Below are 22,512 nucleotides of genomic sequence, written 5' to 3'. Positions count from 1 at the left end.
AGCCGCAAGGGATTTTCTTGCAGTTAGGAGGACCAACATGAAAAAAGTGACGCACATCGTTGAGGAGCTCGTGACTCCGATCGTGACAGAGATGGGGTTAGAACTTGTCGACATTGAATATGTGAAAGAAGGAAAGAACTGGTTTTTGCGCGTCTTTATTGATTCACCAACTGGAATTGATATCGATCAATGTGGTGTCGTAAGCGAGCGATTAAGTGAAAAGCTTGATGAAATCGATCCGATTCCGCACAATTACTTTTTAGAAGTATCGTCACCAGGGGCAGAGCGTCCGCTTAAAAAGGCGAAAGATTTTGAACGCGCCGTTGGGAAAAACGTTTATGTGAAAACGTATGAGCCAATCGATGGCCAAAAAGAATTTGAAGGATTGTTAACTGCATTTGATGGTCAAACGGTGACCGTAGAAGTAAAAGTGAAAACAAAGAAAAAAGCGATTACGATTCCATACGAAAAAGTAGCTAGTGCACGGCTAGCTGTCATTTTCTCTTAATTCACATTAAAGGGGGACGACCGGTTCATGAATACAGAGTTGTTAGATGCTTTAACAGCGCTTGAGCGCGATAAAGGCATTGGTAAAGAAGTGCTAATTGAAGCGATTGAAGCGGCCATTGTATCCGCATATAAACGCAACTTTAATCAGGCGCAAAACGTTCGTGTTGATTTTAATCAAGAAACGGGAACAATTCGCGTATTTGCTCGTAAAGAAGTCGTAGATGAGGTGTATGATTCACGTTTAGAAATTTCGCTTGATGAAGCGAAGCGAATGAACCCGAACTATCAAGTAGGAGACGTTGTTGAAATTGAAGTAACACCGAAAAATTTCGGACGCATCGCTGCCCAAACAGCAAAACAAGTCGTCACGCAACGCGTCCGCGAAGCAGAACGAGGCGTCATTTATGCTGAGTTTGTTGATCGTGAAGAAGACATTATGACAGGCATTGTACAGCGGACTGATTCAAAATTTATTTACGTCAGCCTTGGGAAAATTGAAGCGTTGCTTCCGATCAGCGAACAAATGCCGAATGAAACATATAAACCACATGATCGTATTAAAGTGTACATTACGAAGGTAGAAAAAACGACAAAAGGGCCACAAATTTACGTATCACGCACGCACCCAGGACTATTAAAACGATTGTTTGAATTAGAAGTACCAGAGATTTATGACGGGACGGTCGAAATTAAGTCTGTCGCACGCGAAGCGGGGGATCGCTCAAAAATTTCTGTTCATTCCGATAACCCAGAAGTCGATCCAGTTGGTGCATGCGTCGGTCCAAAAGGACAACGAGTACAAGCGATAGTAAATGAATTAAAAGGCGAAAAAATCGATATCGTTCGTTGGTCAGCCGATCCGGTTGAATTTGTAGCCAACGCGTTAAGCCCATCCAAAGTGCTTGACGTCATCGTCAATGAAGAAGAAAAAGCGACGACGGTCATTGTACCAGATTATCAACTATCTCTTGCGATTGGAAAACGTGGTCAAAATGCACGTTTAGCGGCGAAATTAACGAATTGGAAAATTGATATTAAAAGTCAGTCTGAAGCTGAGCAATTAGGTATTTACCCTCGTTCTTCATCATCGTTCCAAGTTGACGAAGAGGAGATTAGTGAGGTGGAATAATATGCCAAAAAAAATCCCGATGCGCAAATGTGTTGTTACAGGGGAAATGAAGCCAAAGAAAGAGCTTATTCGCATCGTTCGTTCGAAAGAAGGCGATGTGTCAATTGACCCAACGGGAAAAAAAGCTGGACGTGGTGCATATATCACGTTAAGTAAAGAATGTATTTTGCTCGCGAAAAAGAAAAATACGCTGGCATATCATTTAAAAGCGACTATTGACGATTCCATTTATGAACAGCTGTTGCAACTTGCCGAGGAGGAGAACGGAGAAACAAATGAATCATAAACTATGGGCTTCTTTTCTCGGATTAGCGAATCGGGCGCGTAAAGTCATTTCGGGAGAAGAACTTGTTGTAAAAGAAATTCAGCGTAAACGCGCGAAACTTGTCATTTTATCGGAAGATGCGTCAGAAAACACAAGAAAAAAAATTTCCGATAAATGTTCGTTTTATCGCGTTCCGCTTTGTTACGTGGACAATCGTCATGAATTAGGTGGGGCGATTGGAAAAGGGGCACGTGTTGTTGTAGCGATTACGGATGAAGGATTCGCACAAAAACTGAAAACGATGCTCTAACATTTTGGGGGTGAATGTATGTCAAAAATGCGTGTATACGAATATGCCAAAAAACATAATGTGTCAAGTAAAGATGTCATCCATAAACTAAAAGAAATGAACATCGATGTATCAAACCATATGACGATGATTGAAGCAGATATTGTTGAACAATTAGATCGTTCATTTAAAAGCGAGGAAAAACAAGAACAAAAACAAGAAACGAAAAAAGAAGAAAAGAAAGCACCTGTAAAAACACCTGTTTTAGAACAGTTTGAAGAAGATGACGATGAAGTCATTCAAAAGAAAGTGCCGATCAAAAAAGCAGTAGTCAAAAATCGCGAAGGGAAAAAACACGACTTGCAAATTCAACAAAAAGAAAAGAAAATTTTCAATAACAAAAAAAATAAAAAACAAAAACCTCAGCAAGCTCCACAACAAGAAGTACAAAAGAAAAAGGAAAAGGAGCTTCCGAAAAAAATTACATTTGAAGGTTCATTAACGGTTGCTGAGCTAGCGAAAAAACTAGGTAAAGAGCCTTCTGAAATTATTAAAAAGTTATTTATGCTCGGTATTATTGCAACAATTAACAAAGATTTAGATAAAGATGCGATCGAGTTAATTTGCTCAGATTACGGTGTGGAAGTAGAAGAAAAAGTAACTGTTGACGAAACAGAATTTGAGACGATTGAAATTGTCGATAACCCAGAAGATTTAGTTGAACGTCCGCCTGTTGTCACGATTATGGGACACGTTGACCACGGAAAAACAACGTTGCTTGACTCGATTCGCCATACGAAAGTAACGGAACAAGAGGCAGGCGGTATTACACAACATATCGGTGCCTATCAAGTCGTTGTTAACGGTAAAAAAATTACGTTTTTAGATACACCGGGGCACGAAGCGTTTACAACAATGCGCGCACGTGGTGCACAAGTAACAGATATTGTCATTCTTGTTGTTGCAGCCGATGATGGTGTGATGCCACAAACCGTTGAAGCAATTAACCATGCGAAAGCCGCAAAAGTTCCAATTATCGTCGCCGTCAATAAAATCGATAAGCCTACAGCGAACCCAGATCGCGTCATGCAAGAGTTAATGGAATATGAGCTCGTTCCAGAAGAATGGGGGGGCGATACAATTTATTGTAAATTGTCGGCATTAACAGGAGAAGGGATCGACAACTTACTTGAAATGATTTTGCTTGTGAGCGAAATGGAAGAATTAAAAGCAAATCCGAATCGTCGTGCGACAGGAACAGTCATTGAAGCGAAGCTCGATAAAGGTCGCGGTCCAGTGGCAACCCTTCTCGTTCAATCCGGCACATTACGCGTAGGTGACCCGATTGTTGTCGGTTATACGTACGGACGCGTGCGGGCAATGACAAATGATCTCGGTCGTCGTGTGAAAGAAGCAGGTCCATCTACACCTGTTGAAATTACAGGATTAAACGAAGTACCGCAAGCAGGCGATCGCTTTATGGTATTTGAAGATGAGAAAAAAGCCCGTCAAATTGGCGAAGCTCGCGCCCAAAAGCAAATCGTGCAACAACGAAGCGTAAAAGCGCGCGTTAGCTTAGACGACTTGTTTGAAAAAATTAAGCAAGGTGAAATGAAAGAATTAAATATTATCGTCAAAGCTGATGTTCAAGGTTCTGTTGAGGCGCTTGTTGCCGCATTGCAAAAAATTGAAGTAGAAGGTGTACGTGTAAAAATTATCCACTCTGGTGTTGGCGCAGTAACAGAGTACGACATTATGCTTGCATCTGCATCGAACGCAATTGTCATCGGCTTTAACGTTCGTCCGGATGCGAACGCAAAACGTGTTGCAGAAACAGAAAAAGTAGACATTCGTCTCCATCGTATCATTTATAAAGTTATTGAAGAAATTGAAGCAGCGATGAAAGGTATGCTTGATCCAGAGTATGAAGAAAAAGTGATCGGTCAAGCGGAAGTTCGTCAAACATTTAAAGTATCGAAAGTCGGTACGATTGCAGGATGCTATGTAACGGATGGAAAAATAACGCGCGATAGTAGCGTTCGTCTCATTCGTCAAGGTATCGTTGTTTATGAAGGGCAAATCGATACGTTAAAACGTTACAAAGACGATGTGAAAGAAGTGGCACAAGGATACGAGTGCGGGATAACGATTAAAAACTTTAATGATATTAAAGAAGGCGACGTTATTGAAGCATATGTTATGCAAGAAGTGGCACGAAAATGATCGGATACGTCGAATGTGAATGTATCATTTACGACGTCCAATCATTGAAAGAAAAGCGAGCCGTGTTGCAGCGCGTTGTCACACGGCTCAAACAAAAATATAATATATCAGTAGCCGAAGTAGATTATCAAAACGTATGGCAACGAACGAAGCTTGGAATTGTAGCTATTACAGCCGAGCGAACAGCCACGGAACAAGAACTTCAACGAGCATTGCAATTGATCGATTCGTTTCCAGAAATCGAGCGAACGGTTACAACATTTGAGTGGTTTTAATCGAGGTGATGATTATGAGTTTGCGAGCCACACGTGTAGGCGAACAAATGAAGAAAGAATTAAGTGACATTATCGGACGCAAACTAAAAGACCCACGCATCGGTTTCGTTACTGTAACGGATGTTCGAGTAACGGGCGATTTGCAACAAGCAAAAGTGTATATTTCTGTTCTTGGGGATGAAGAACAAAAGAAAAATACGCTCAAAGGATTAGCAAAAGCGACGGGATTTATCCGTTCAGAAATCGGTCAGCGTATTCGTTTGCGCAAGACGCCGGAAATTTACTTTGAAATTGATGAAACAATCGATTACGGACAACGAATTGAAAGTTTAATTAAACAAATTTCCGAAGAAAAAGAACATAAAGAAGAATAATGGATAGACATGCGTCTATCCATTTCCGCTATTTTAGAGGTGAAGCGATGGACGGAGTGTTATTGTTACATAAACCTGCTGGCATGACCTCACACGATTGTGTCATGCGCATTCGTAAGCTATTTCAAACGAAAAAAGTTGGTCATACAGGAACGCTCGATCCCGATGTATCTGGTGTATTACCGATTTGCATCGGCAAAGCGACAAAAATTGTTGAACTATTAACAGCGGAGAAAAAAACGTATGAAGGAGAAGTGACGCTAGGGATAGCAACAACAACAGAAGACGCATCAGGCGATGTCGTCTCTATAAAACAAATTGAACGACCGATTACTCGTCATGACATTGAATGTGTTTTTGCTGAGTTGACAGGGGAGATTGAACAAATTCCACCGATGTACTCTGCTATAAAAGTCAATGGAAAAAAGCTATATGAGTACGCACGCGCTGGTATTGATGTTGAGCGACCGAAGCGAAACGTCCATATTTACGAGTTGCAACTTCTGGATAACAGACAAGTATTTGCAGGTGAGCGTATATCATTTCGTTTTCGGGTGACGTGTAGCAAAGGAACATACGTGCGTACACTTGCGGTTCAAATTGGCGAACGCCTAGGCTATCCAGCGCATATGTCACATCTTGTTCGCACGGCGTCAGGGGCGTTTACGCTTAATGAATGCGTGACATTTGCTGACATTGAACAGCATGTCGTAGCTGGTACAGCGCATACGTTACTTTTACCGATTAAACGAGCGCTAGCTCATTTCCCAACGTATGTCATGAGTAAGGAAGAAGAGGAAAAAGTAAAACATGGGGCGCTTTTACCTATTCTACCTTCTATGCCAGAGCGTCTGTTAATGGTTAATGAACAAGGTGAAGCGTTAGCGATTTACATGCCTCATCCGACAAAGCAAGGCTATATGAAACCTTTAAAAGTATTGTAGGTGAAAACGATGAAAACGATTTGGCTGTCCCATCCGTTAAACGAAAAAAACAATGGCCCACTTGTCATGGCGCTCGGATATTTTGACGGTGTTCATCTTGGACATCAAAAAGTGATTCAGACAGCGAAGCGAATTGCCGATGATCATCAATACAAAAGCGCGGTCATGACGTTTCATCCGCATCCGTCTGTCGTGCTTGGGCGCTCACAGAAACATGTTCGTTTTATTACACCGTTAAAAGAAAAAGAAAAACAAATTGCAAAACTTGGCGTTGATTATTTATATGTTGTTGAATTTACACCGGCATTTGCCCATTTGTTGCCACAACAATTTGTCGATGAATATATCATCGGGCTCGGTGTAAAGCATGTCGTGGCAGGATTTGATTTTACGTACGGACGCTTAGGAAAAGGGACGATGGAAACATTGCCGTTTCATTCTCGTCAACAATTTACCCAAACGGTCATACCAAAACAAATGTTTGGTGAAGAGAAAATTAGTTCAACATATATTCGCCAACGTTTAGCTGAAGGGGACGTCGAGCAACTTCCGAATTTGCTGGGGCGATTATACGAAGTGACAGGCACGGTTGTTCATGGGGATAAACGCGGGCGTACAATCGGATTTCCAACAGCAAATGTTGCGCTTGACGATGACTATATCATTCCGCGTATCGGGGTATATGCGGTAACGGTTACGATCGATGATAACACGTGGACGGGAGTATGTAACATTGGATATAAGCCGACATTTCATACGGAACAGCCAAAAGAACCAACGATTGAAGTGCATTTATTCGATTTTTCAGCAGACATTTACGGTGCGAGTGTATCGATCCAATGGCATAAACGTTTGCGCGATGAACGAGCGTTTTCTTCCGTTCACGAGCTCGTTGAACAAATTCATCGCGATGTTCAAGCGGCACGCGAATATTTTCAAAATCCCCTTGCATTTTATCGGAAAAACATGTATTCTATTTAGTGTATGTTAACCATTGCTGGGCAATACGAGTCACCGCCGTTTGCTCGGTAATTGGGGCTGAAAAAAGAGGAGGTGAACAAGGATGGCATTAACACAAGAGCGTAAAAACGAGATCATCAACCAGTTCAAAATTCACGAAACTGACACAGGTTCTCCAGAAGTACAAGTTGCTATCCTTACAGAGCAAATTAACAACTTGAACGAACATTTACGTGTTCATCGTAAAGACCATCATTCTCGTCGTGGTCTTTTGAAAATGGTTGGTCGTCGTCGTAACTTACTTACGTATTTACGCAACAAAGATATCAACCGTTATCGTGAATTGATTAACAAACTCGGATTACGCCGATAAGTAAAAAGCGGGAGCATTCCCGCTTTTTATTAGTATTTGCGCCGATATTTGCTTATACTAAAACAAATATGATTTTTTATTTGTACATAGAGAGGGGTACTCGGTTTATATGGAACAAGAAAAACATGTGTTTTCGATCGACTGGGCAGGTCGGCCGTTAACCGTTGAAATTGGCGAATTAGCCAAGCAAGCAAACGGTGCTGTATTAGTGCGATACGGCGATACGGTCGTATTGAGCACAGCGACAGCATCGAAAGAACCAAAAAGCGTCGACTTTTTCCCATTAACAGTTAATTACGAAGAACGTTTATACGCTGTTGGTAAAATTCCTGGGGGATTCATTAAGCGTGAAGGACGTCCGAGTGAAAAAGCCATTTTAGCTAGCCGTCTCATCGACCGTCCAATTCGTCCGCTATTCGCTGAAGGATTTCGTAATGAAGTACAAGTTGTCAGCATGGTGATGAGCGTTGATCAAGATTGCTCACCAGAAATGGCAGCGATGTTTGGTTCTTCGTTAGCGTTGACGATTTCTGATATCCCATTTGAAGGACCGATTGCTGGAGTGACAGTTGGTCGCGTAAATGGAGAGTTTGTCATTAACCCGTCTGTCGCACAAATGGAGCAAAGCGATATGCATCTTGTTGTTGCAGGGACAAAAGATGCGATTAACATGGTTGAAGCAGGAGCAAACGAAGTACCGGAAGAAATTATGCTTGAAGCGATTATGTTTGGGCATGAAGAAATTAAGCGGCTCATCGCATTCCAAGAGGACATTGCCGCAAAAGTTGGCAAAGAGAAGATGGAAGTCGTTCTGTATGAACTCGATGCCCAGCTTGAAGCGGACATTCGTGCTCGCGTGGAAGGTGAAGTGAAACGCGCGGTTCAAGTACCTGAAAAATTAGCGCGCGAGGCAGCAATTGAACAATTAAAAGCGGAAGTTGTTGCTTCATATGAACAACAAGAAGCAGACGAAGAAACGATTAAGCAAGTAAAAGAAATTTTATATAAACTTGTGAAAGAAGAAGTACGCCGCTTAATTACAGAAGAAAAAGTGCGCCCAGACGGACGAAAAGTCGATGAAATTCGCCCTCTTTCGTCAGCTGTCGGACTTTTACCACGTACGCATGGCTCTGGCTTGTTTACACGTGGTCAAACGCAAGCACTTAGCGTATGTACGCTTGGAGCACTTGGCGATGTACAAATTTTAGATGGGCTTGGCATTGAAGAAACGAAACGCTTTATGCATCATTACAACTTCCCACCATTCTCCGTTGGAGAGACAGGAGCGATGCGTGGACCAGGCCGTCGTGAAATTGGGCATGGAGCGCTTGGTGAGCGTGCGCTTGAACCGGTCATTCCATCTGAAAAAGAGTTTCCATATACCATTCGCCTTGTATCTGAAGTGCTAGAATCAAACGGTTCAACGTCTCAAGCGAGCATTTGTGCGAGCACATTGGCGATGATGGATGCGGGAGTGCCAATTAAAGCGCCGGTTGCTGGTATTGCGATGGGGCTTGTGAAAAGCGGTGAACATTACACCATTTTAACAGATATTCAAGGTATGGAAGACCATCTTGGTGATATGGACTTTAAAGTGGCTGGTACGGAAAAAGGGGTTACCGCCTTGCAGATGGATATTAAAATTAAAGGATTGTCGCGTGAAATTTTAGAAGAAGCGTTGCAACAAGCGCGCAAAGGTCGTCTCGAAATTTTAAAACATATGATGCAAACGATTAGCGAACCGCGCAAAGAGCTATCTAAATATGCACCGAAAATTTTAACGATGCAAATTAATCCTGATAAAATTCGTGACGTCATCGGTCCAAGCGGAAAACAAATTAACAAAATTATTGAAGAAACAGGCGTAAAAATTGATATTGAACAAGATGGAACAATCTTCATTTCATCTGTAAACGAAGATATGAATCAAAAGGCGAAAAAGATTATTGAAGATATCGTTCGTGAAGTGGAAGTTGGACAAGTATATTTAGGAAAAGTAAAACGAATTGAAAAATTTGGTGCATTTGTCGAATTGTTTAGTGGAAAAGACGGTCTCGTACACATTTCAGAATTGGCGGAGGAACGCGTCGGAAAAGTGGAAGATGTCGTTTCGATCGGCGATGAAATTTTAGTAAAGGTAACAGAAATCGACAAACAAGGTCGTGTAAACTTATCACGCAAGGCCGTGTTACGTGATCAAAAAGAAGCCGAACAATAAAATCGGAGCCTTGGGTTCATATCCCCTTGGCTTCTTTGCTGTGTGTAAAATTTTTTCGTGCTCGTTCTACCTTGTCCCTCTTACACATACCCTCTTTATTAGAGAAGGAGGGGACGAAGCGTGCGACGAGCGTTTTTCTTAACGATGATTATATGTATGGCAGCCATAATTGTACAAAATCCGTGGACGACCACGTACATTCATGAGTTACGGCATATGACGGTGGCAAAACAAAGTGATCCGTTATATATTCAAATTATAGAGCGTGCAAAACAATACAATATTCCTGCACAAAACGCTAAGATAGACAGAGTGTGGAAAACAATCCCAGGCTACAACGGATTAGAAGTAGACATTGAGGCATCGTACAAGCAAATGAAACAAAACGGAACATTTTCTGAACAACAGCTTGTATATAAACAAGTATCGCCCTCTATTCATTTATCTGATTTGCCCCCATCACCCATTTATCGCGGGCATCCAGATAAACCGATGGTCTCTTTTTTAATTAACGTTGCTTGGGGAGGCGAACATATCCCGAGTATGTTACATATTCTCGAAAAATATAACGTACGCGCAACGTTTTTTTTAGAAGGGCGTTGGGTAAAAGAAAACCCGAAACTAGCTAAAATGATTGCAGATGCCGGTCATGAAATTGGCAATCATTCATACAACCATCCAGATATGAAAACGATGAGCAAACAAGCCATTCGGGAACAAATCATCAAAACGAACGATGCCATTGAAGCAGCGACAGGAATAAAACCTCGCTTATTTGCTCCGCCAAGCGGTAGCTATCGAGATGATGTCGTATATATCGCCCATGAGCTCGGGATGTACACCATTTTATGGACAGTCGATACAATTGATTGGCAAAAACCATCGCCTTCTGTTATAGTGGAACGAGTAACATCAAAGGTGCATAACGGAGCGATGATTTTAATGCACCCGACTGTATCAACGGTAAAAGCGTTACAACCGTTAATTCAATCATTACAAAAACAAGAATATGTAATCGACAATGTGTCCACATTATTAAGTGAGGAAAGAATTGTAAAAAGTAGGAGGAAGGGACTTGATTAAAACATATACGTGTCAAAACGGGGTAAGAGTTGTACTCGAGCATATTCCAACTGTTCGGTCTGTGGCAATCGGAATTTGGATTGGCACCGGATCGCGCAATGAAAATGAACAAAACAATGGTATTTCGCACTTTCTTGAACATATGTTTTTCAAAGGAACGAAAACGCGCTCGGCACGTGATATTGCGGAATCGTTTGATCGTATCGGCGGTCAAGTCAACGCGTTTACGTCAAAAGAATATACGTGCTACTATGCCAAAGTATTAGATACACATGCATCATTTGCTTTAGATATACTAGCCGATATGTTTTTCCACTCGACGTTTGTAGACGAGGAGTTACAAAAAGAAAAAAATGTCGTATTTGAAGAAATTAAAATGTATGAAGATACACCAGATGATCTCGTTCATGACTTGTTAAGTAAGGCAAGTTATGGAAATCATCCGCTCGGTTATCCGATTTTAGGAACAGAGCAAACGTTAGCAACATTTACAAGAGATACGTTACGACAATATATGCATGAATCGTATACGCCAGATCGTGTGGTGATTTCCATTGCAGGAAATGTCGATGAGTCATTTATTCAACAAGTAGAAGCTTACTTCGGCTCATTTACGAGACAAAAAGGTAACGATGCGCATATCACACCAACGTTTTATCCGAATAAAGTCGCGCGCAAAAAAGAGACAGAGCAGGCGCACGTATGTATCGGATTTAACGGACTACCGATTGGGCATGAAGACATTTATAGCTTAATTATTTTAAACAATATTTTAGGCGGAAGTATGAGTAGTCGTCTTTTCCAAGAAGTGCGTGAACAACGCGGATTAGCTTATTCTATTTTCTCTTACCATTCCGCATATCGCGATGGAGGAATGGTAACGATTTATGGAGGGACAGGAAGCCAACAGCTCGATCTTTTATTCGATACGATTCAACAAACGATCGAACAATTAAAACAAGATGGAATTACGGAAAAAGAGCTAGAAAATAGCAAAGAGCAAATGAAAGGGAACTTAATGTTAAGTTTAGAAAGTACAAATAGCCGTATGAGCCGAAATGGAAAAAACGAGCTGTTGCTCGGCCGTCATCGCTCGCTCGATGAAATCATTGAAAGCATCGATCGCGTGACGAAAGAAAGCGTTGACCGCATGGCGCAAACGATTTTTACAGACGACTTTTCCGTTGCGCTCATCAGCCCGGAAGGAACATTGCCAAAAAGCCTGCAACAATAAACTTGCAGGCATTTTTTTATGCCCCGTTTTCTACAATGATAAAGAAAGGGGGGCGACATGTGCGACTAAGTGAATTAAGTGGCAAAGAAATTGTTGATATGAAGCGAGCAGAGCGTCTCGGTATTTTAGGACAGACTGACTTAGAAATTAATGAACGAACAGGTCAAATTCAAGCGCTTTTAATTCCGACAACAAAATGGTTTGGTTTTCGGAAAGATGGGACAGATATACGCGTGCCATGGAGCCGTGTAAAAAAGATCGGTTCTGATATGATTTTGATTGACGTCGATGAATAGACACCTTAAGGGGTGTCTTTTTTCATTTTCTGCTCACCGTTTGATGGCCGACATCATAAGATGTGAAAGTAACGATGGGCAAAAAACTAGATGTATAAGAGGGTGAATGAACTCATGCTGACAGGAATGCACGTTGCGATCATCGGTGGGGACGCTCGGCAGCTTGAAGTCATTCGGAAATTGATGGAACTTGACGCGAAATTGTCACTTGTTGGCTTCGATCAATTAGACCATGGCTTTGCTGGAGTAACAAAAATGAAAATTCACGAAGTCGATTTTCACGAAGTAGATGCCATTATTTTACCTGTTCACGGAACGAGCATGGACGGTGAAATTCAAACGGTATTTTCAAACGAAAAAATGACGTTTACAGAAGAATTACTCCGCCCAACCCCGACGCATTGTACCGTTTATTCAGGGATTACCAATGACTATTTAGACCGTGTCGTCAAGTCGGTCGGACGAAAACATGTTCAACTATTCGAACGAGATGACGTCGCTATTTATAACTCGATTCCTACGGCAGAAGGAACGGTGATGATGGTCATTCAACATACAGATGTGACGATTCATGGATCACGCGTTGCTGTTTTAGGGTTAGGTCGTGTAGGTATGACCGTTGCTCGAACGTTTGCGGCTTTAGGAGCGAAAGTAAAAGTGGGAGCTCGCCGCTCCGAACATTTAGCCCGCATTGCAGAGATGGCGTTAGAGCCGTTTCATTTAAACGATTTAGAACAACACGTGAAAGATATTGACGTTTGTATTAATACGATTCCACATCCTGTTGTGACCGCTAGTGTCATTGCGAAAATGCCGGCTCATACACTTATTATCGATTTGGCGTCAAAACCGGGAGGAACCGATTTTCGATATGCGGAAAAGCGCGGCATTCAAGCGTTATTAGCGCCAGGGCTTCCTGGCATTGTCGCCCCAAAAACAGCGGGGCAAATTGTCGCAAACGTATTGGCGCAACTTCTTTCAACAGATTTGAAAAAAAGAAAGGAGAATAAAAAATGAACGTACAAGGAAAGCGCATTGGCTTCGGCTTAACCGGATCACATTGCACATATGATGCGGTAATGCCGGAAATTGAAAAATTAATTGCTAAAGGGGCAGACGTCATTCCGATCGTTTCATATACGGTACAATCGACAAATACCCGATTTGGCAAAGGAGAAGAATGGGTGAAAAAGCTTGAAGAGATGACAGGTCATCAAGTCATTGATACAATTGTAAAAGCAGAGCCGTTAGGACCGAAATTACCGCTTGATTGTATGGTCATTGCGCCGCTCACCGGAAATTCGATGAGCAAATTAGCGAACGCAATGACAGATTCTCCTGTACTAATGGCTGCAAAAGCGACGATGCGCAACCATCGTCCCGTTGTGATCGGCATTTCGACAAACGATGCGCTTGGTTTAAACGGAGTGAATTTAATGCGGTTAATGGCAGCAAAAAATATTTACTTCATTCCATTTGGGCAAGATGATCCGTTCAAAAAGCCAAATTCAATGGTCGCTCATATGCCATTGCTACTTGATACGGTAGAAGCAGCGCTCGAGGGTCGACAAATTCAGCCCGTCATCGTTGAATATCGTCGTTCATAAATAAACAGTTTTAAGAAAATTTATAAAAAACGTCTCTCCTTTATGAATGAATGTGCTAAAATAAATGATATTAAAATTGTCTATCAGTTGGAAGGAGAAGAAGAAATGGAACAAAAAGGATTACATGTCGCTGTCGTTGGTGCGACAGGAGCTGTCGGACAACAAATGATTCAAACGTTAGAGAAAAGAAATTTCCCAATTGCAAAGCTATCTTTGCTTTCTTCAGAGCGTTCGGCTGGAAAAAAAGTCATGTTTCAAGGTGAAGAAATTGAAGTGCAAGCAGCTAAGCCAGAAAGCTTTGAAGGAGTGCATATTGCGCTATTTAGTGCAGGTGGAGCAGTATCGAAGCAACTTGCTCCAGAGGCTGTAAAGCGCGGAGCAATTGTTGTTGACAATACGAGCGCGTTTCGCATGGACGAAAATGTCCCGCTTGTCGTTCCAGAAGTAAATGAGGCAGACTTACATTGGCATAACGGAATTATTGCGAATCCAAACTGCTCAACGATTCAAATGGTTGTTGCGCTCGAACCGATTCGTCAAGCATTCGGGTTAAAGCGCGTCATTGTTTCAACATATCAAGCGGTATCAGGAGCAGGGGCACAGGCGGTAGAAGAGTTAAAAACGCAAACAATGCATATGTTACATGGTGAAGAAGTGACACCGGAAATTTTACCGGTGAAATCCGATCGTAAACATTATCCAATTGCATTTAATGCCATTCCACAAATTGATAAGTTTCAAGATAATGGATTTACATTTGAAGAAATGAAAATGATTAATGAAACGAAAAAAATTATGCATATGCCTGAATTGGAAGTAGCAGCAACATGCGTACGCATTCCAGTGATGGTAGGGCATTCAGAATCTGTTTATATTGAAGTAGAAAAAGAAGGAGTAACGGTTTCCCAAATTCAATCGCTCCTAAAAGAAGCACCGGGCGTCGTCTTACAAGACGATCCAAGCGAACAACTATATCCGATGCCGTTATATGCAACGGGACAAAACGATGTATTTGTCGGTCGCATTCGCAAAGATTTAAATCGCGATACAGGGTTCCATTTATGGATTGTTTCTGATAACTTGTTAAAGGGAGCGGCGTGGAACTCTGTTCAAATTGCTGAAAGTCTTTTAAAATTAGGGCTTGTGAAAGCGTAAAATCAGCATCGAGGTGTTGACGTTGAAAATTATCGTTCAAAAGTTTGGTGGCACGTCTGTTCGTGATGAACACGGCCGAAATTTAGCGCGCAAACATATTGAAAAAGCATTGGAAGACGGATATAAAGTTGTTGTCGTCGTTTCAGCGATGGGGCGAAAAGGGGATCCGTATGCAACGGATACGCTTCTTAGCCTCATTGACGGAGCCAATGCACATGTGACAAATCGTGAAAAAGATTTATTGATGGCGTGTGGGGAAATTATTTCAAGTGTCGTTTTTACAAATATGTTAAACAAACATGGTGTCAAATCGACAGCCTTTACCGGAGCGCAAGCAGGCTTTCGTACGAACAACGATCATACGAATGCGAAAATTATCGATATGCGTTGTGAACGGTTGTTGCGTGCGCTGAAAGAGCACGATGTTGTCGTTGTCGCAGGTTTTCAAGGTGCGGCTGAAAACGGAGATGTGACAACGATCGGGCGCGGTGGGAGTGACACGTCAGCAGCCGCGCTCGGCGCTGCACTAGGTGCGGAATGGATTGACATTTTTACCGACGTCGAAGGTGTAATGACGGCGGATCCACGCATTGTAGAAAATGCACGACCACTTGATGTCGTGACATATACAGAAATTTGCAATATGGCATATCAAGGGGCGAAAGTCATCCATCCACGTGCGGTCGAAATTGCGATGCAAGCGAAAGTACCTCTGCGCATTCGTTCGACGTATTCCGATGCGCCGGGGACGCTTGTTACATCGATTGGGAAAAAAGGAAGCGATGTAAAAGAGCGATTAGTGACAGGAATTGCCCATGTTTCAAACATTACGCAAATTAAAGTGACAGCGAAAGAGGGACATTACGATTTACAAGCGGAAGTATTTAAAGCGATGGCGAATGAAGGAATTAGCGTCGACTTCATTAACATATCACCGAACGGGGTCGTATATACCGTATCGAGCGATGTAGCAGATCGCGCAATTGCAACGTTGCAAAAGCTTGGCTATGAGCCAACCGTCACGCGCGGTTGCGCAAAAGTATCGACTGTCGGAGCAGGCATTGCTGGCGTTCCGGGGGTAACAGCGAAAATTGTTACCGCGTTATCCGAACGCGGTATTCAAATTTTACAATCAGCTGATAGCCATACAACCATTTGGGTACTGGTGAAAGAAGAGCATTTAAAAGAAGCGGTAAATGCATTGCATGATGCATTTCAACTTGCGGAACAAAAACAATATGATTTTAGTTAGGAGTGAAACATTGTGGTTCAATTTGGTCAAATTGCCACAGCGATGGTCACCCCATTTGACAATAAAGGGAACATCGATTTTGCGAAAACAACGCAATTAGTGAACTATTTAATTGAAAACGGCACCGATTCTCTTGTTGTCGCTGGAACGACTGGAGAATCACCGACGTTAACGACAGAAGAAAAATTGGCGCTTTTCCGTCACGTTGTCGACGTTGTTGCCGGACGTGTCCCCGTTATTGCTGGAACAGGGAGCAACAATACGCGTGCATCGATTGAACTAACGAAAAAGGCAGAAGAAATCGGCGTCGATGCTGTTATGATCGTCGCGCCTTATTACAATAAACCAAATCAAGAAGGGATTTACCAACACTATAAAGCAATTGCCGAAAGCACATCGTTGCCTGTGATGGTGTATAACATTCCGGGACGGGCGGTTGTCAATATTTCCGTTGAAACGATTGTGCGTCTTTCCGAAATTCCAAACATTGTAGCTGTTAAAGATGCAAGCGGAAATTTAGATGCGATGACAGAAATTATCGCAAAAACGCGCAATGATTTTATGTTGTATAGCGGAGATGACGGATTGACCCTTCCTGTATTATCTATTGGCGGAAGCGGTGTCGTCTCCGTTGCCTCGCATATTATCGGCAACGAAATGAAGGAAATGATTGAAGCATTTATGTGTGGAGACAATAAGGAAGCAGCGAAGTTGCATCAGCGTCTATTGCCGATCATGAAAGCATTATTTGCCGCTCCAAGCCCTGTCCCAGTCAAAACGGCTCTACAAATAAAAGGGTTAGATGTCGGTTCTGTTCGACTACCACTTGTACCGTTGACGGAACAAGAACGTTTGCAGCTCATGCATGTGTTACAAGGTTAAGAAAGGGAATTCATCCCTTTCTTTTTTATTGTTGAATCAGTTATAATGGATATAAGTGACTTTGAGCGGGTAAGTTTGGTTGATTGTAGGAGGATTTAAAATGAAACAAACAGAGAAAATTCGTGTGTTTGCTCTCGGCGGCGTCGGAGAGGTAGGAAAAAATATGTATGTCGTTGAGGTGGATGAAGACATTTTTGTCTTAGATGCGGGACTCATGTTTCCAGAGGATGAAATGTTCGGCATTGATATGGTCATTCCTGATATTTCCTACTTGGTTGAACAACAAGAACGTATTCGTGGTATTTTTTTAACGCACGGCCATGATGATCATATTGGGGCGATCGCGTATGTACTACGGAAAATTACTGTCCCTGTGTACGGGGCGAAATTGACGCTCGCGCTCATGGAAGAAAAATTAAAAGAGCAAGGGATTACATCGAAAGCGAAGCGCATCGAAATACATGCTGACAGCGAAATTATATTTGAAAAAGCTATCATATCATTTTTCCAAACGAATCATAGCATCCCAGATTGTCTCGGGGTAAGCATTCAAACATCGCAAGGTGCCATTGTATATACGAGCGATTTTAAATTTGATCAAACACCTGTTGGTATATGTCGCACCGATTTTGGTAAAATGGCCCAAATTGGGGCACAAGGTGTGCTTTGTTTATTATCGGATAGCACAAACGCGGAAAAGCCGGGATATACAGGTTCTGAAGCGGTTGTTGGTCAAGAGATTTCCGATGTCATTTACAATGCGCAAGGTCGTGTGATCGTTGCTTGTTTTGCATCAAATATTACGCGTATTCAACAAGTGTTACATGCTGCTCGTGATCATCGACGGAAAGTCGTTATTATGAGCCGTCATATGCATAAAGTGATTGACATTGCGGTGCGCCTTGGATATTTAAAATTGGATGAAAATATGATCATCCCGATGAGCGAAGTAGATCGTTACGATGATCGTGATTTAGTCATTTTAACGACAGGCAACCAAGGAGAACCAATGGCGGCGCTTGCCCGCATGGCAAAACAGGCACACAAATACATCAATATTAAAGAAGGAGACACAGTGATTGTGGCTTCTTCTCCAATGCCGGGGCATGAGTTATTTATTGCTCGTACAATTGATGCTTTATACCGCGCAGGAGCGAATGTCGTGTACGGTCAACGTCAAGTGCATGTGTCTGGACACGGATACCAAGAAGAATTGAAGTTAATGATTAATTTCATGAAGCCAAAATATTTTATTCCGGTACATGGAGAGTTTCGCATGCAAAAGGCGCACGGGAAAATTGCCCAAGCGGTCGGCATTCGCCAAGATGCGATCTTCTTAATTGAAAAAGGAGAAGTGATCGAATTTCGTAATGGTCACGCTCGTTTCGGTGGAAAAGTGCCGAGTGGCCAAATTTTAATTGACGGATTAGGCATTGGCGATGTAGGAAATATTGTGTTGCGCGATCGTCGTTTACTGTCACAAGATGGAATTATGATTGTTGTTGTAACGTTAAGTAAACAAGATAAGCGTGTCGTTGCTGGCCCAGAAATGATTTCACGTGGCTTCGTATATGTACGTGAATCGGAAACACTTTTTGAAGAATCGATAAAAATTGTAAAACAGATCGTTGAAAAAAGTATGGAAGATTACGTCATTGAATGGTCTTCATTAAAAACAAATATTCGTGATGCACTTAGCCAATATTTATTTGAAAAAACAAAACGGAAACCAATGATTTTACCGATCATTATGGAAGTATAAAACAACATGCTCAAAGTCAAGAAAACACCTGCGCATCGCAGGTGTTTTTCTGTAAGATAGGAATTTACAATGAGGTGGAGCGTTGTCTAGCTCTAAGCGCTATCGGTGTGATGAGCTCCGTCCCTTCTTTCGGCCGCACATTAATTGTCTTCATTAAGTTTAACCACGCGAAACCAAGCTATACTTGGTTCGAAAGCCTCCTCGGTGGGGCTTGTGCGCTCTTCGCGGAGCCAAGGATGGCGACATTTAGGATACAGGCTGCTTTTAGGCAAAATAGGGGGCGCTTTGCGCTTTTCTTGTATGAACAAGTCGATGTTCACGTATACTAACGACATCATGTAATGGAAAGGGGATTGTTATGGAAGAACGGGATATATCTCAAGAAGAAACGAAGCCATCTCCGGCAGAAAATATTGTTCAACTCGGTCAAACGAATGTTCCGCAGCTTTCTTCTGATTCCACAATTCATTGTTTAACGATCGTTGGGCAAATTGAAGGGCACATTCAACTACCACCGCAAAACAAAACAACAAAGTACGAACATATTATTCCACAAATTGTGGCAATTGAGCAAAACCCGAATATTGAAGGATTGCTCGTCGTATTAAATACAGTAGGCGGTGATGTCGAAGCAGGGTTAGCCATTGCAGAAATGTTAGCCTCGATGTCCAAACCAACTGTTTCGATTGTGCTCGGCGGCGGCCATTCGATCGGTGTGCCGATTGCTGTGTCTTGCGACTATTCATTTATCGCAGAAACGGCAACGATGACGATTCACCCGATTCGCCTCACAGGTCTTGTTATTGGCGTGCCACAAACGTTTGAGTATTTAGATAAAATGCAAGAGCGTGTCGTCAATTTTGTTGTCAAACATTCAAACATTAGCGAAGAAAAATTTAAAGAACTCATGTTTTCGAAAGGTAATTTAACGCGTGATATCGGAACGAATGTGGTAGGAACAGATGCTGTGAAGTACGGTTTAATTGATGAAGTGGGGGGGCTGTCACAAGCGATGCGCAAATTGCGTGAACTCATTGATCATTCTCATCAACAAGGAGCGATGTTACAATGATTTTACATACAATCGTTCCAGAGTTTTTAGTTTTTCAAACGAACGAGGCCGAGTATAAAAAACAACGCACCGTTCAATATAACGGAGTGACGTTGCTTGTGCAACAAACAGAAACGAATGAGTATGAAATTGTGCGTGTATTAAGCAGCGATCCGCAACATTATTTAACGTATGAACCCGGTATAAAACTTCATGCGACATCACTACAATTTATGGTATAATAAGAACAAGCAGCCACGCTTCTCTGTTGGCTGCTTTTTCATCTTATTATGTTGGAGTGGGCGAAATGGGAAAAAAAAATAAGCGTCGCACAAACAAACAAGATCAATGGAAAAAAACGATACGCTTTGAGTTAATCGGTTTAACGATGTTAGCATGTACGGTCATTGCGATGGCGAATGTCGGAGCTGTCGGGCGTTCACTCGTTTTTGCTACTCGCTTTTTTATGGGCGAGTGGTATATCGTTGCACTATTAGGAGCGCTTGTGACATCGCTATATGTCATTTGGAAGCGCGCATGGCCTCCATTTTTTCAACGCATTCTCGTTGGATTGTACTTGATTGTTCTTTCCTTATTGTTGTTTAGTCACGAAGCGTTGTTTCATATTTTATCAAGAAATGGGAAATTAGCAAATCCAAGCATTATTCGAACGACATGGGAACTATTTTGGGCAGATGTGCATGGAGAAAATAGTTCTTTTTCGGATTTAGGCGGTGGGATGCTTGGCGCCTTGCTGTATACGATAAGCTATTATTTATTTGATGAATTAGGAACAAAATGGATTGCTTCATTATTGATGATCATTGGCGTGTTACTTCTCACAGGCAAAACGTTGCGTGATACAGTCGGCAAAGGAATAGAGTGGTTTGTTTCGTTTATACGGACGCAAACAAAAGCTGTTATTGCGGATGTCCGCTCGTTTTTGAATCGCCCGAAAAAAGAAAAGCAACAACAGCCGCATATTGAAGTGGTGACGGCGCTCGAAGAACTCGAAGAAAAAGAAGAAAAAGAGGAAGAAAATGAAATCGAAGGACCTGTCATTTCTAATTTTCATGAAGTAGTTGAAAAAGAAAAGCCGCTCGTATTTACGCAAACACATGAAACAGATTACACGTTGCCACCCATTGATTTGCTTTCTCCTCCGAAGGCGGTTGATCAATCGAGGGAAAAAGAAAGTATTTATGAAAATGCCCGCAAGCTTGAAAAAACGTTTCAAAGTTTCGGTGTAAAGGCAAAAGTAACAAAAGTGCATATCGGACCAGCCGTCACAAGATATGAAGTATATCCAGACGTTGGTGTGAAAGTAAGTAAAATTGTGAGTTTAAGTGACGATTTAGCGCTCGCTCTAGCTGCAAAAGACATTCGCATTGAAGCACCGATTCCGGGAAAATCAGCAATTGGTATTGAAGTACCGAATGAAGAAATTGCGATGGTATCTCTACGCGAAGTGTTGGAAGCGAAAGAAGCAGATAAACCTGAAGCAAAACTGTTAATTGGACTTGGGCGTGACATATCGGGACAAGCGGTGCTTGCTGAATTAAATAAAATGCCGCATTTACTCGTTGCGGGTGCGACAGGTAGTGGAAAAAGTGTATGTATTAACGCCATTATCGTTAGCTTATTGATGCGTACGAAACCGCATGAAGTAAAGATGATGATGATCGATCCGAAAATGGTTGAGTTAAGCGTATATAATGGTATTCCGCATTTGCTTTCTCCTGTCGTTACTGATCCGAAAAAAGCGTCCCAAGCATTAAAAAAAGTAGTGAGCGAAATGGAGCGACGATACGAGCTATTTTCGCATACAGGAACGCGTAATATTGAAGGATATAATGAATATATTGAGCGGCATAACGAAACAGCGGAAGTGAAACAACCTCTTTTACCATACATTGTCGTCATTGTAGATGAGTTAGCAGATTTAATGATGGTTGCCTCAAGTGATGTTGAAGATTCGATTACACGTCTTGCCCAAATGGCGCGGGCGGCGGGCATTCATTTAATTATCGCAACACAGCGTCCATCCGTCGATGTTATTACCGGTGTCATCAAGGCAAACATTCCATCTCGCATTGCGTTTAGCGTATCATCACAAACCGATTCACGGACGATTTTAGATATGGGGGGGGCGGAAAAATTACTTGGGCGTGGTGACATGCTCTTTTTACCTGTTGGTGCTTCTAAACCTATTCGCGTACAAGGTGCTTTTTTGTCCGATCAAGAAGTAGAAAACATCGTGCAATATGTTATTTCCCAACAACAAGCACAATATGAAGAAACGATGATGGCGCAAGATGACGAACCACAAGAAGCGTTCGACGATGAGTTGTTTGATGAAGCCGTTCGGCTCGTCATTGACATGCAAAGTGCATCTGTCTCGATGTTGCAACGACGATTCCGTATCGGTTATAACCGTGCTGCACGTTTAATTGATGCGATGGAAGCGCGAGGCATCGTCGGGCCTTATGAAGGAAGCAAACCGCGCGCCGTGCTCGTATCGTCAAATGATGAAGCAAAAACGTCATAAAAGAGGCTGAAAAATAAGCCTCTTTTTTGGTGTGCTCGGCATGGGTGCAATCTATAGGGTGAAAGTCCCGAACTGCGAAGGC

Annotated in this window: 23 protein-coding genes; all 23 read left to right on the top strand. The window is 42.2% G+C overall.

Features of this window, described 5'->3' with window-relative positions:
* Nucleotides 1–37 precede the first annotated feature (37 nt).
* The 23 genes from rimP (at nt 38) to CS060_RS00005 (ending at nt 22,430) form a co-directional block, all read left to right on the top strand.
* Nucleotides 38–508, top strand: a complete 471-nt coding sequence (rimP, locus tag CS060_RS00120) for a ribosome maturation factor RimP (RefSeq protein ID WP_035047327.1) — start codon at nt 38–40, stop codon at nt 506–508.
* Between the two features lie 27 nt (nt 509–535).
* Entirely contained in the window at nt 536–1,639 is a 1,104-nt protein-coding gene (nusA, locus tag CS060_RS00115; RefSeq protein ID WP_035047325.1) for a transcription termination factor NusA, read from the top strand.
* A gap of 1 nt (nt 1,640) precedes the next feature.
* On the top strand, nt 1,641–1,925 hold the full coding sequence (rnpM, locus tag CS060_RS00110) for an RNase P modulator RnpM (protein ID WP_035047323.1): 285 nt from the start codon (nt 1,641–1,643) through the stop codon (nt 1,923–1,925).
* Complete coding sequence (locus CS060_RS00105; protein WP_099668570.1) at nt 1,915–2,214, top strand: YlxQ family RNA-binding protein; 300 nt, start codon at nt 1,915–1,917, stop codon at nt 2,212–2,214. The genes rnpM and CS060_RS00105 overlap by 11 nt, the downstream gene beginning before the upstream one ends.
* 18 nt (nt 2,215–2,232) lie before the next feature.
* Nucleotides 2,233–4,416, top strand: coding sequence for a translation initiation factor IF-2 (gene infB, locus CS060_RS00100; protein WP_099668569.1), 2,184 nt, complete (start codon nt 2,233–2,235; stop codon nt 4,414–4,416).
* Nucleotides 4,413–4,691: a DUF503 domain-containing protein gene (locus CS060_RS00095; protein WP_035047322.1), complete on the top strand. Its 279-nt coding sequence runs from the start codon at nt 4,413–4,415 to the stop codon at nt 4,689–4,691. The genes infB and CS060_RS00095 overlap by 4 nt, the downstream gene beginning before the upstream one ends.
* A gap of 14 nt (nt 4,692–4,705) precedes the next feature.
* A complete protein-coding gene (gene rbfA / locus CS060_RS00090) occupies nt 4,706–5,065 on the top strand; it encodes a 30S ribosome-binding factor RbfA (protein ID WP_003394813.1) in 360 nt (119 codons plus the stop codon).
* Between the two features lie 47 nt (nt 5,066–5,112).
* Nucleotides 5,113–6,009 (top strand): tRNA pseudouridine(55) synthase TruB, encoded by an 897-nt coding sequence (gene truB / locus CS060_RS00085; protein WP_035047320.1) that lies wholly within the window; start codon nt 5,113–5,115, stop codon nt 6,007–6,009.
* Between the two features lie 9 nt (nt 6,010–6,018).
* Entirely contained in the window at nt 6,019–6,990 is a 972-nt protein-coding gene (gene ribF, locus CS060_RS00080; protein ID WP_035047346.1) for a bifunctional riboflavin kinase/FAD synthetase, read from the top strand.
* An 82-nt stretch (nt 6,991–7,072) separates the two neighbouring features.
* Nucleotides 7,073–7,342, top strand: a complete 270-nt coding sequence (gene rpsO, locus CS060_RS00075; RefSeq protein ID WP_003394805.1) for a 30S ribosomal protein S15 — start codon at nt 7,073–7,075, stop codon at nt 7,340–7,342.
* 109 nt (nt 7,343–7,451) lie between these two features.
* On the top strand, nt 7,452–9,560 hold the full coding sequence (gene pnp, locus CS060_RS00070; RefSeq protein WP_035047318.1) for a polyribonucleotide nucleotidyltransferase: 2,109 nt from the start codon (nt 7,452–7,454) through the stop codon (nt 9,558–9,560).
* Between the two features lie 156 nt (nt 9,561–9,716).
* Nucleotides 9,717–10,643 (top strand): polysaccharide deacetylase family protein, encoded by a 927-nt coding sequence (locus tag CS060_RS00065; RefSeq protein WP_369795722.1) that lies wholly within the window; start codon nt 9,717–9,719, stop codon nt 10,641–10,643.
* The gene (locus CS060_RS00060) at nt 10,636–11,877 is read left to right on the top strand and encodes a M16 family metallopeptidase (protein ID WP_035047313.1); all 1,242 of its coding nucleotides are present in this window, start codon (nt 10,636–10,638) and stop codon (nt 11,875–11,877) included. Before CS060_RS00065 ends, CS060_RS00060 begins: the two co-directional genes overlap by 8 nt.
* Before the next feature lie 59 nt (nt 11,878–11,936).
* Nucleotides 11,937–12,173, top strand: a complete 237-nt coding sequence (locus CS060_RS00055; RefSeq protein WP_035047310.1) for a YlmC/YmxH family sporulation protein — start codon at nt 11,937–11,939, stop codon at nt 12,171–12,173.
* A gap of 114 nt (nt 12,174–12,287) precedes the next feature.
* Entirely contained in the window at nt 12,288–13,190 is a 903-nt protein-coding gene (gene dpaA / locus CS060_RS00050) for a dipicolinic acid synthetase subunit A (protein WP_231563556.1), read from the top strand.
* Nucleotides 13,187–13,780 carry a dipicolinate synthase subunit B gene (dpaB, locus tag CS060_RS00045; protein WP_035047304.1) on the top strand — a complete coding sequence of 198 codons (594 nt, stop codon included), beginning with the start codon at nt 13,187–13,189 and terminating at the stop codon, nt 13,778–13,780. Before dpaA ends, dpaB begins: the two co-directional genes overlap by 4 nt.
* Nucleotides 13,781–13,885: 105 nt before the next feature.
* Entirely contained in the window at nt 13,886–14,935 is a 1,050-nt protein-coding gene (gene asd, locus CS060_RS00040; protein ID WP_035047345.1) for an aspartate-semialdehyde dehydrogenase, read from the top strand.
* A gap of 22 nt (nt 14,936–14,957) precedes the next feature.
* On the top strand, nt 14,958–16,187 hold the full coding sequence (dapG, locus tag CS060_RS00035) for an aspartate kinase (protein WP_099668567.1): 1,230 nt from the start codon (nt 14,958–14,960) through the stop codon (nt 16,185–16,187).
* Nucleotides 16,188–16,199: 12 nt separating this feature from the next.
* On the top strand, nt 16,200–17,069 hold the full coding sequence (gene dapA, locus CS060_RS00030) for a 4-hydroxy-tetrahydrodipicolinate synthase (protein ID WP_035047301.1): 870 nt from the start codon (nt 16,200–16,202) through the stop codon (nt 17,067–17,069).
* A 100-nt stretch (nt 17,070–17,169) separates the two neighbouring features.
* Nucleotides 17,170–18,831, top strand: a complete 1,662-nt coding sequence (locus CS060_RS00025) for a ribonuclease J (protein WP_099668566.1) — start codon at nt 17,170–17,172, stop codon at nt 18,829–18,831.
* A 358-nt stretch (nt 18,832–19,189) separates the two neighbouring features.
* Entirely contained in the window at nt 19,190–19,903 is a 714-nt protein-coding gene (locus CS060_RS00015; RefSeq protein WP_099668564.1) for a ClpP family protease, read from the top strand.
* Entirely contained in the window at nt 19,900–20,124 is a 225-nt protein-coding gene (locus tag CS060_RS00010) for a YlzJ-like family protein (RefSeq protein ID WP_035048695.1), read from the top strand. Before CS060_RS00015 ends, CS060_RS00010 begins: the two co-directional genes overlap by 4 nt.
* A 65-nt stretch (nt 20,125–20,189) precedes the next feature.
* Nucleotides 20,190–22,430 carry a DNA translocase FtsK gene (locus tag CS060_RS00005; RefSeq protein WP_099668563.1) on the top strand — a complete coding sequence of 747 codons (2,241 nt, stop codon included), beginning with the start codon at nt 20,190–20,192 and terminating at the stop codon, nt 22,428–22,430.
* Nucleotides 22,431–22,512 lie beyond the last annotated feature (82 nt).

This window comes from Anoxybacillus flavithermus, from assembly GCF_002742685.1.
Lineage (GTDB): Bacteria > Bacillota > Bacilli > Bacillales > Anoxybacillaceae > Anoxybacillus > Anoxybacillus flavithermus_E.
Note: the sequence above shows the minus strand (reverse complement) of the source record. Positions and strands in the feature narration are given on the sequence as shown.

Coding starts and splice junctions, on each gene's coding strand:
- rimP (WP_035047327.1), top strand. CDS start 38: ATGAAAAAAGTGACGCACATCGTTGAGGAGCTCGTGACTCCGATCGTG.
- nusA (WP_035047325.1), top strand. CDS start 536: ATGAATACAGAGTTGTTAGATGCTTTAACAGCGCTTGAGCGCGATAAA.
- rnpM (WP_035047323.1), top strand. CDS start 1,641: ATGCCAAAAAAAATCCCGATGCGCAAATGTGTTGTTACAGGGGAAATG.
- CS060_RS00105 (WP_099668570.1), top strand. CDS start 1,915: ATGAATCATAAACTATGGGCTTCTTTTCTCGGATTAGCGAATCGGGCG.
- infB (WP_099668569.1), top strand. CDS start 2,233: ATGTCAAAAATGCGTGTATACGAATATGCCAAAAAACATAATGTGTCA.
- CS060_RS00095 (WP_035047322.1), top strand. CDS start 4,413: ATGATCGGATACGTCGAATGTGAATGTATCATTTACGACGTCCAATCA.
- rbfA (WP_003394813.1), top strand. CDS start 4,706: ATGAGTTTGCGAGCCACACGTGTAGGCGAACAAATGAAGAAAGAATTA.
- truB (WP_035047320.1), top strand. CDS start 5,113: ATGGACGGAGTGTTATTGTTACATAAACCTGCTGGCATGACCTCACAC.
- ribF (WP_035047346.1), top strand. CDS start 6,019: ATGAAAACGATTTGGCTGTCCCATCCGTTAAACGAAAAAAACAATGGC.
- rpsO (WP_003394805.1), top strand. CDS start 7,073: ATGGCATTAACACAAGAGCGTAAAAACGAGATCATCAACCAGTTCAAA.
- pnp (WP_035047318.1), top strand. CDS start 7,452: ATGGAACAAGAAAAACATGTGTTTTCGATCGACTGGGCAGGTCGGCCG.
- CS060_RS00065 (WP_369795722.1), top strand. CDS start 9,717: ATGGCAGCCATAATTGTACAAAATCCGTGGACGACCACGTACATTCAT.
- dpaA (WP_231563556.1), top strand. CDS start 12,288: ATGCTGACAGGAATGCACGTTGCGATCATCGGTGGGGACGCTCGGCAG.
- dpaB (WP_035047304.1), top strand. CDS start 13,187: ATGAACGTACAAGGAAAGCGCATTGGCTTCGGCTTAACCGGATCACAT.
- asd (WP_035047345.1), top strand. CDS start 13,886: ATGGAACAAAAAGGATTACATGTCGCTGTCGTTGGTGCGACAGGAGCT.
- CS060_RS00025 (WP_099668566.1), top strand. CDS start 17,170: ATGAAACAAACAGAGAAAATTCGTGTGTTTGCTCTCGGCGGCGTCGGA.
- CS060_RS00015 (WP_099668564.1), top strand. CDS start 19,190: ATGGAAGAACGGGATATATCTCAAGAAGAAACGAAGCCATCTCCGGCA.
- CS060_RS00010 (WP_035048695.1), top strand. CDS start 19,900: ATGATTTTACATACAATCGTTCCAGAGTTTTTAGTTTTTCAAACGAAC.
- CS060_RS00005 (WP_099668563.1), top strand. CDS start 20,190: ATGGGAAAAAAAAATAAGCGTCGCACAAACAAACAAGATCAATGGAAA.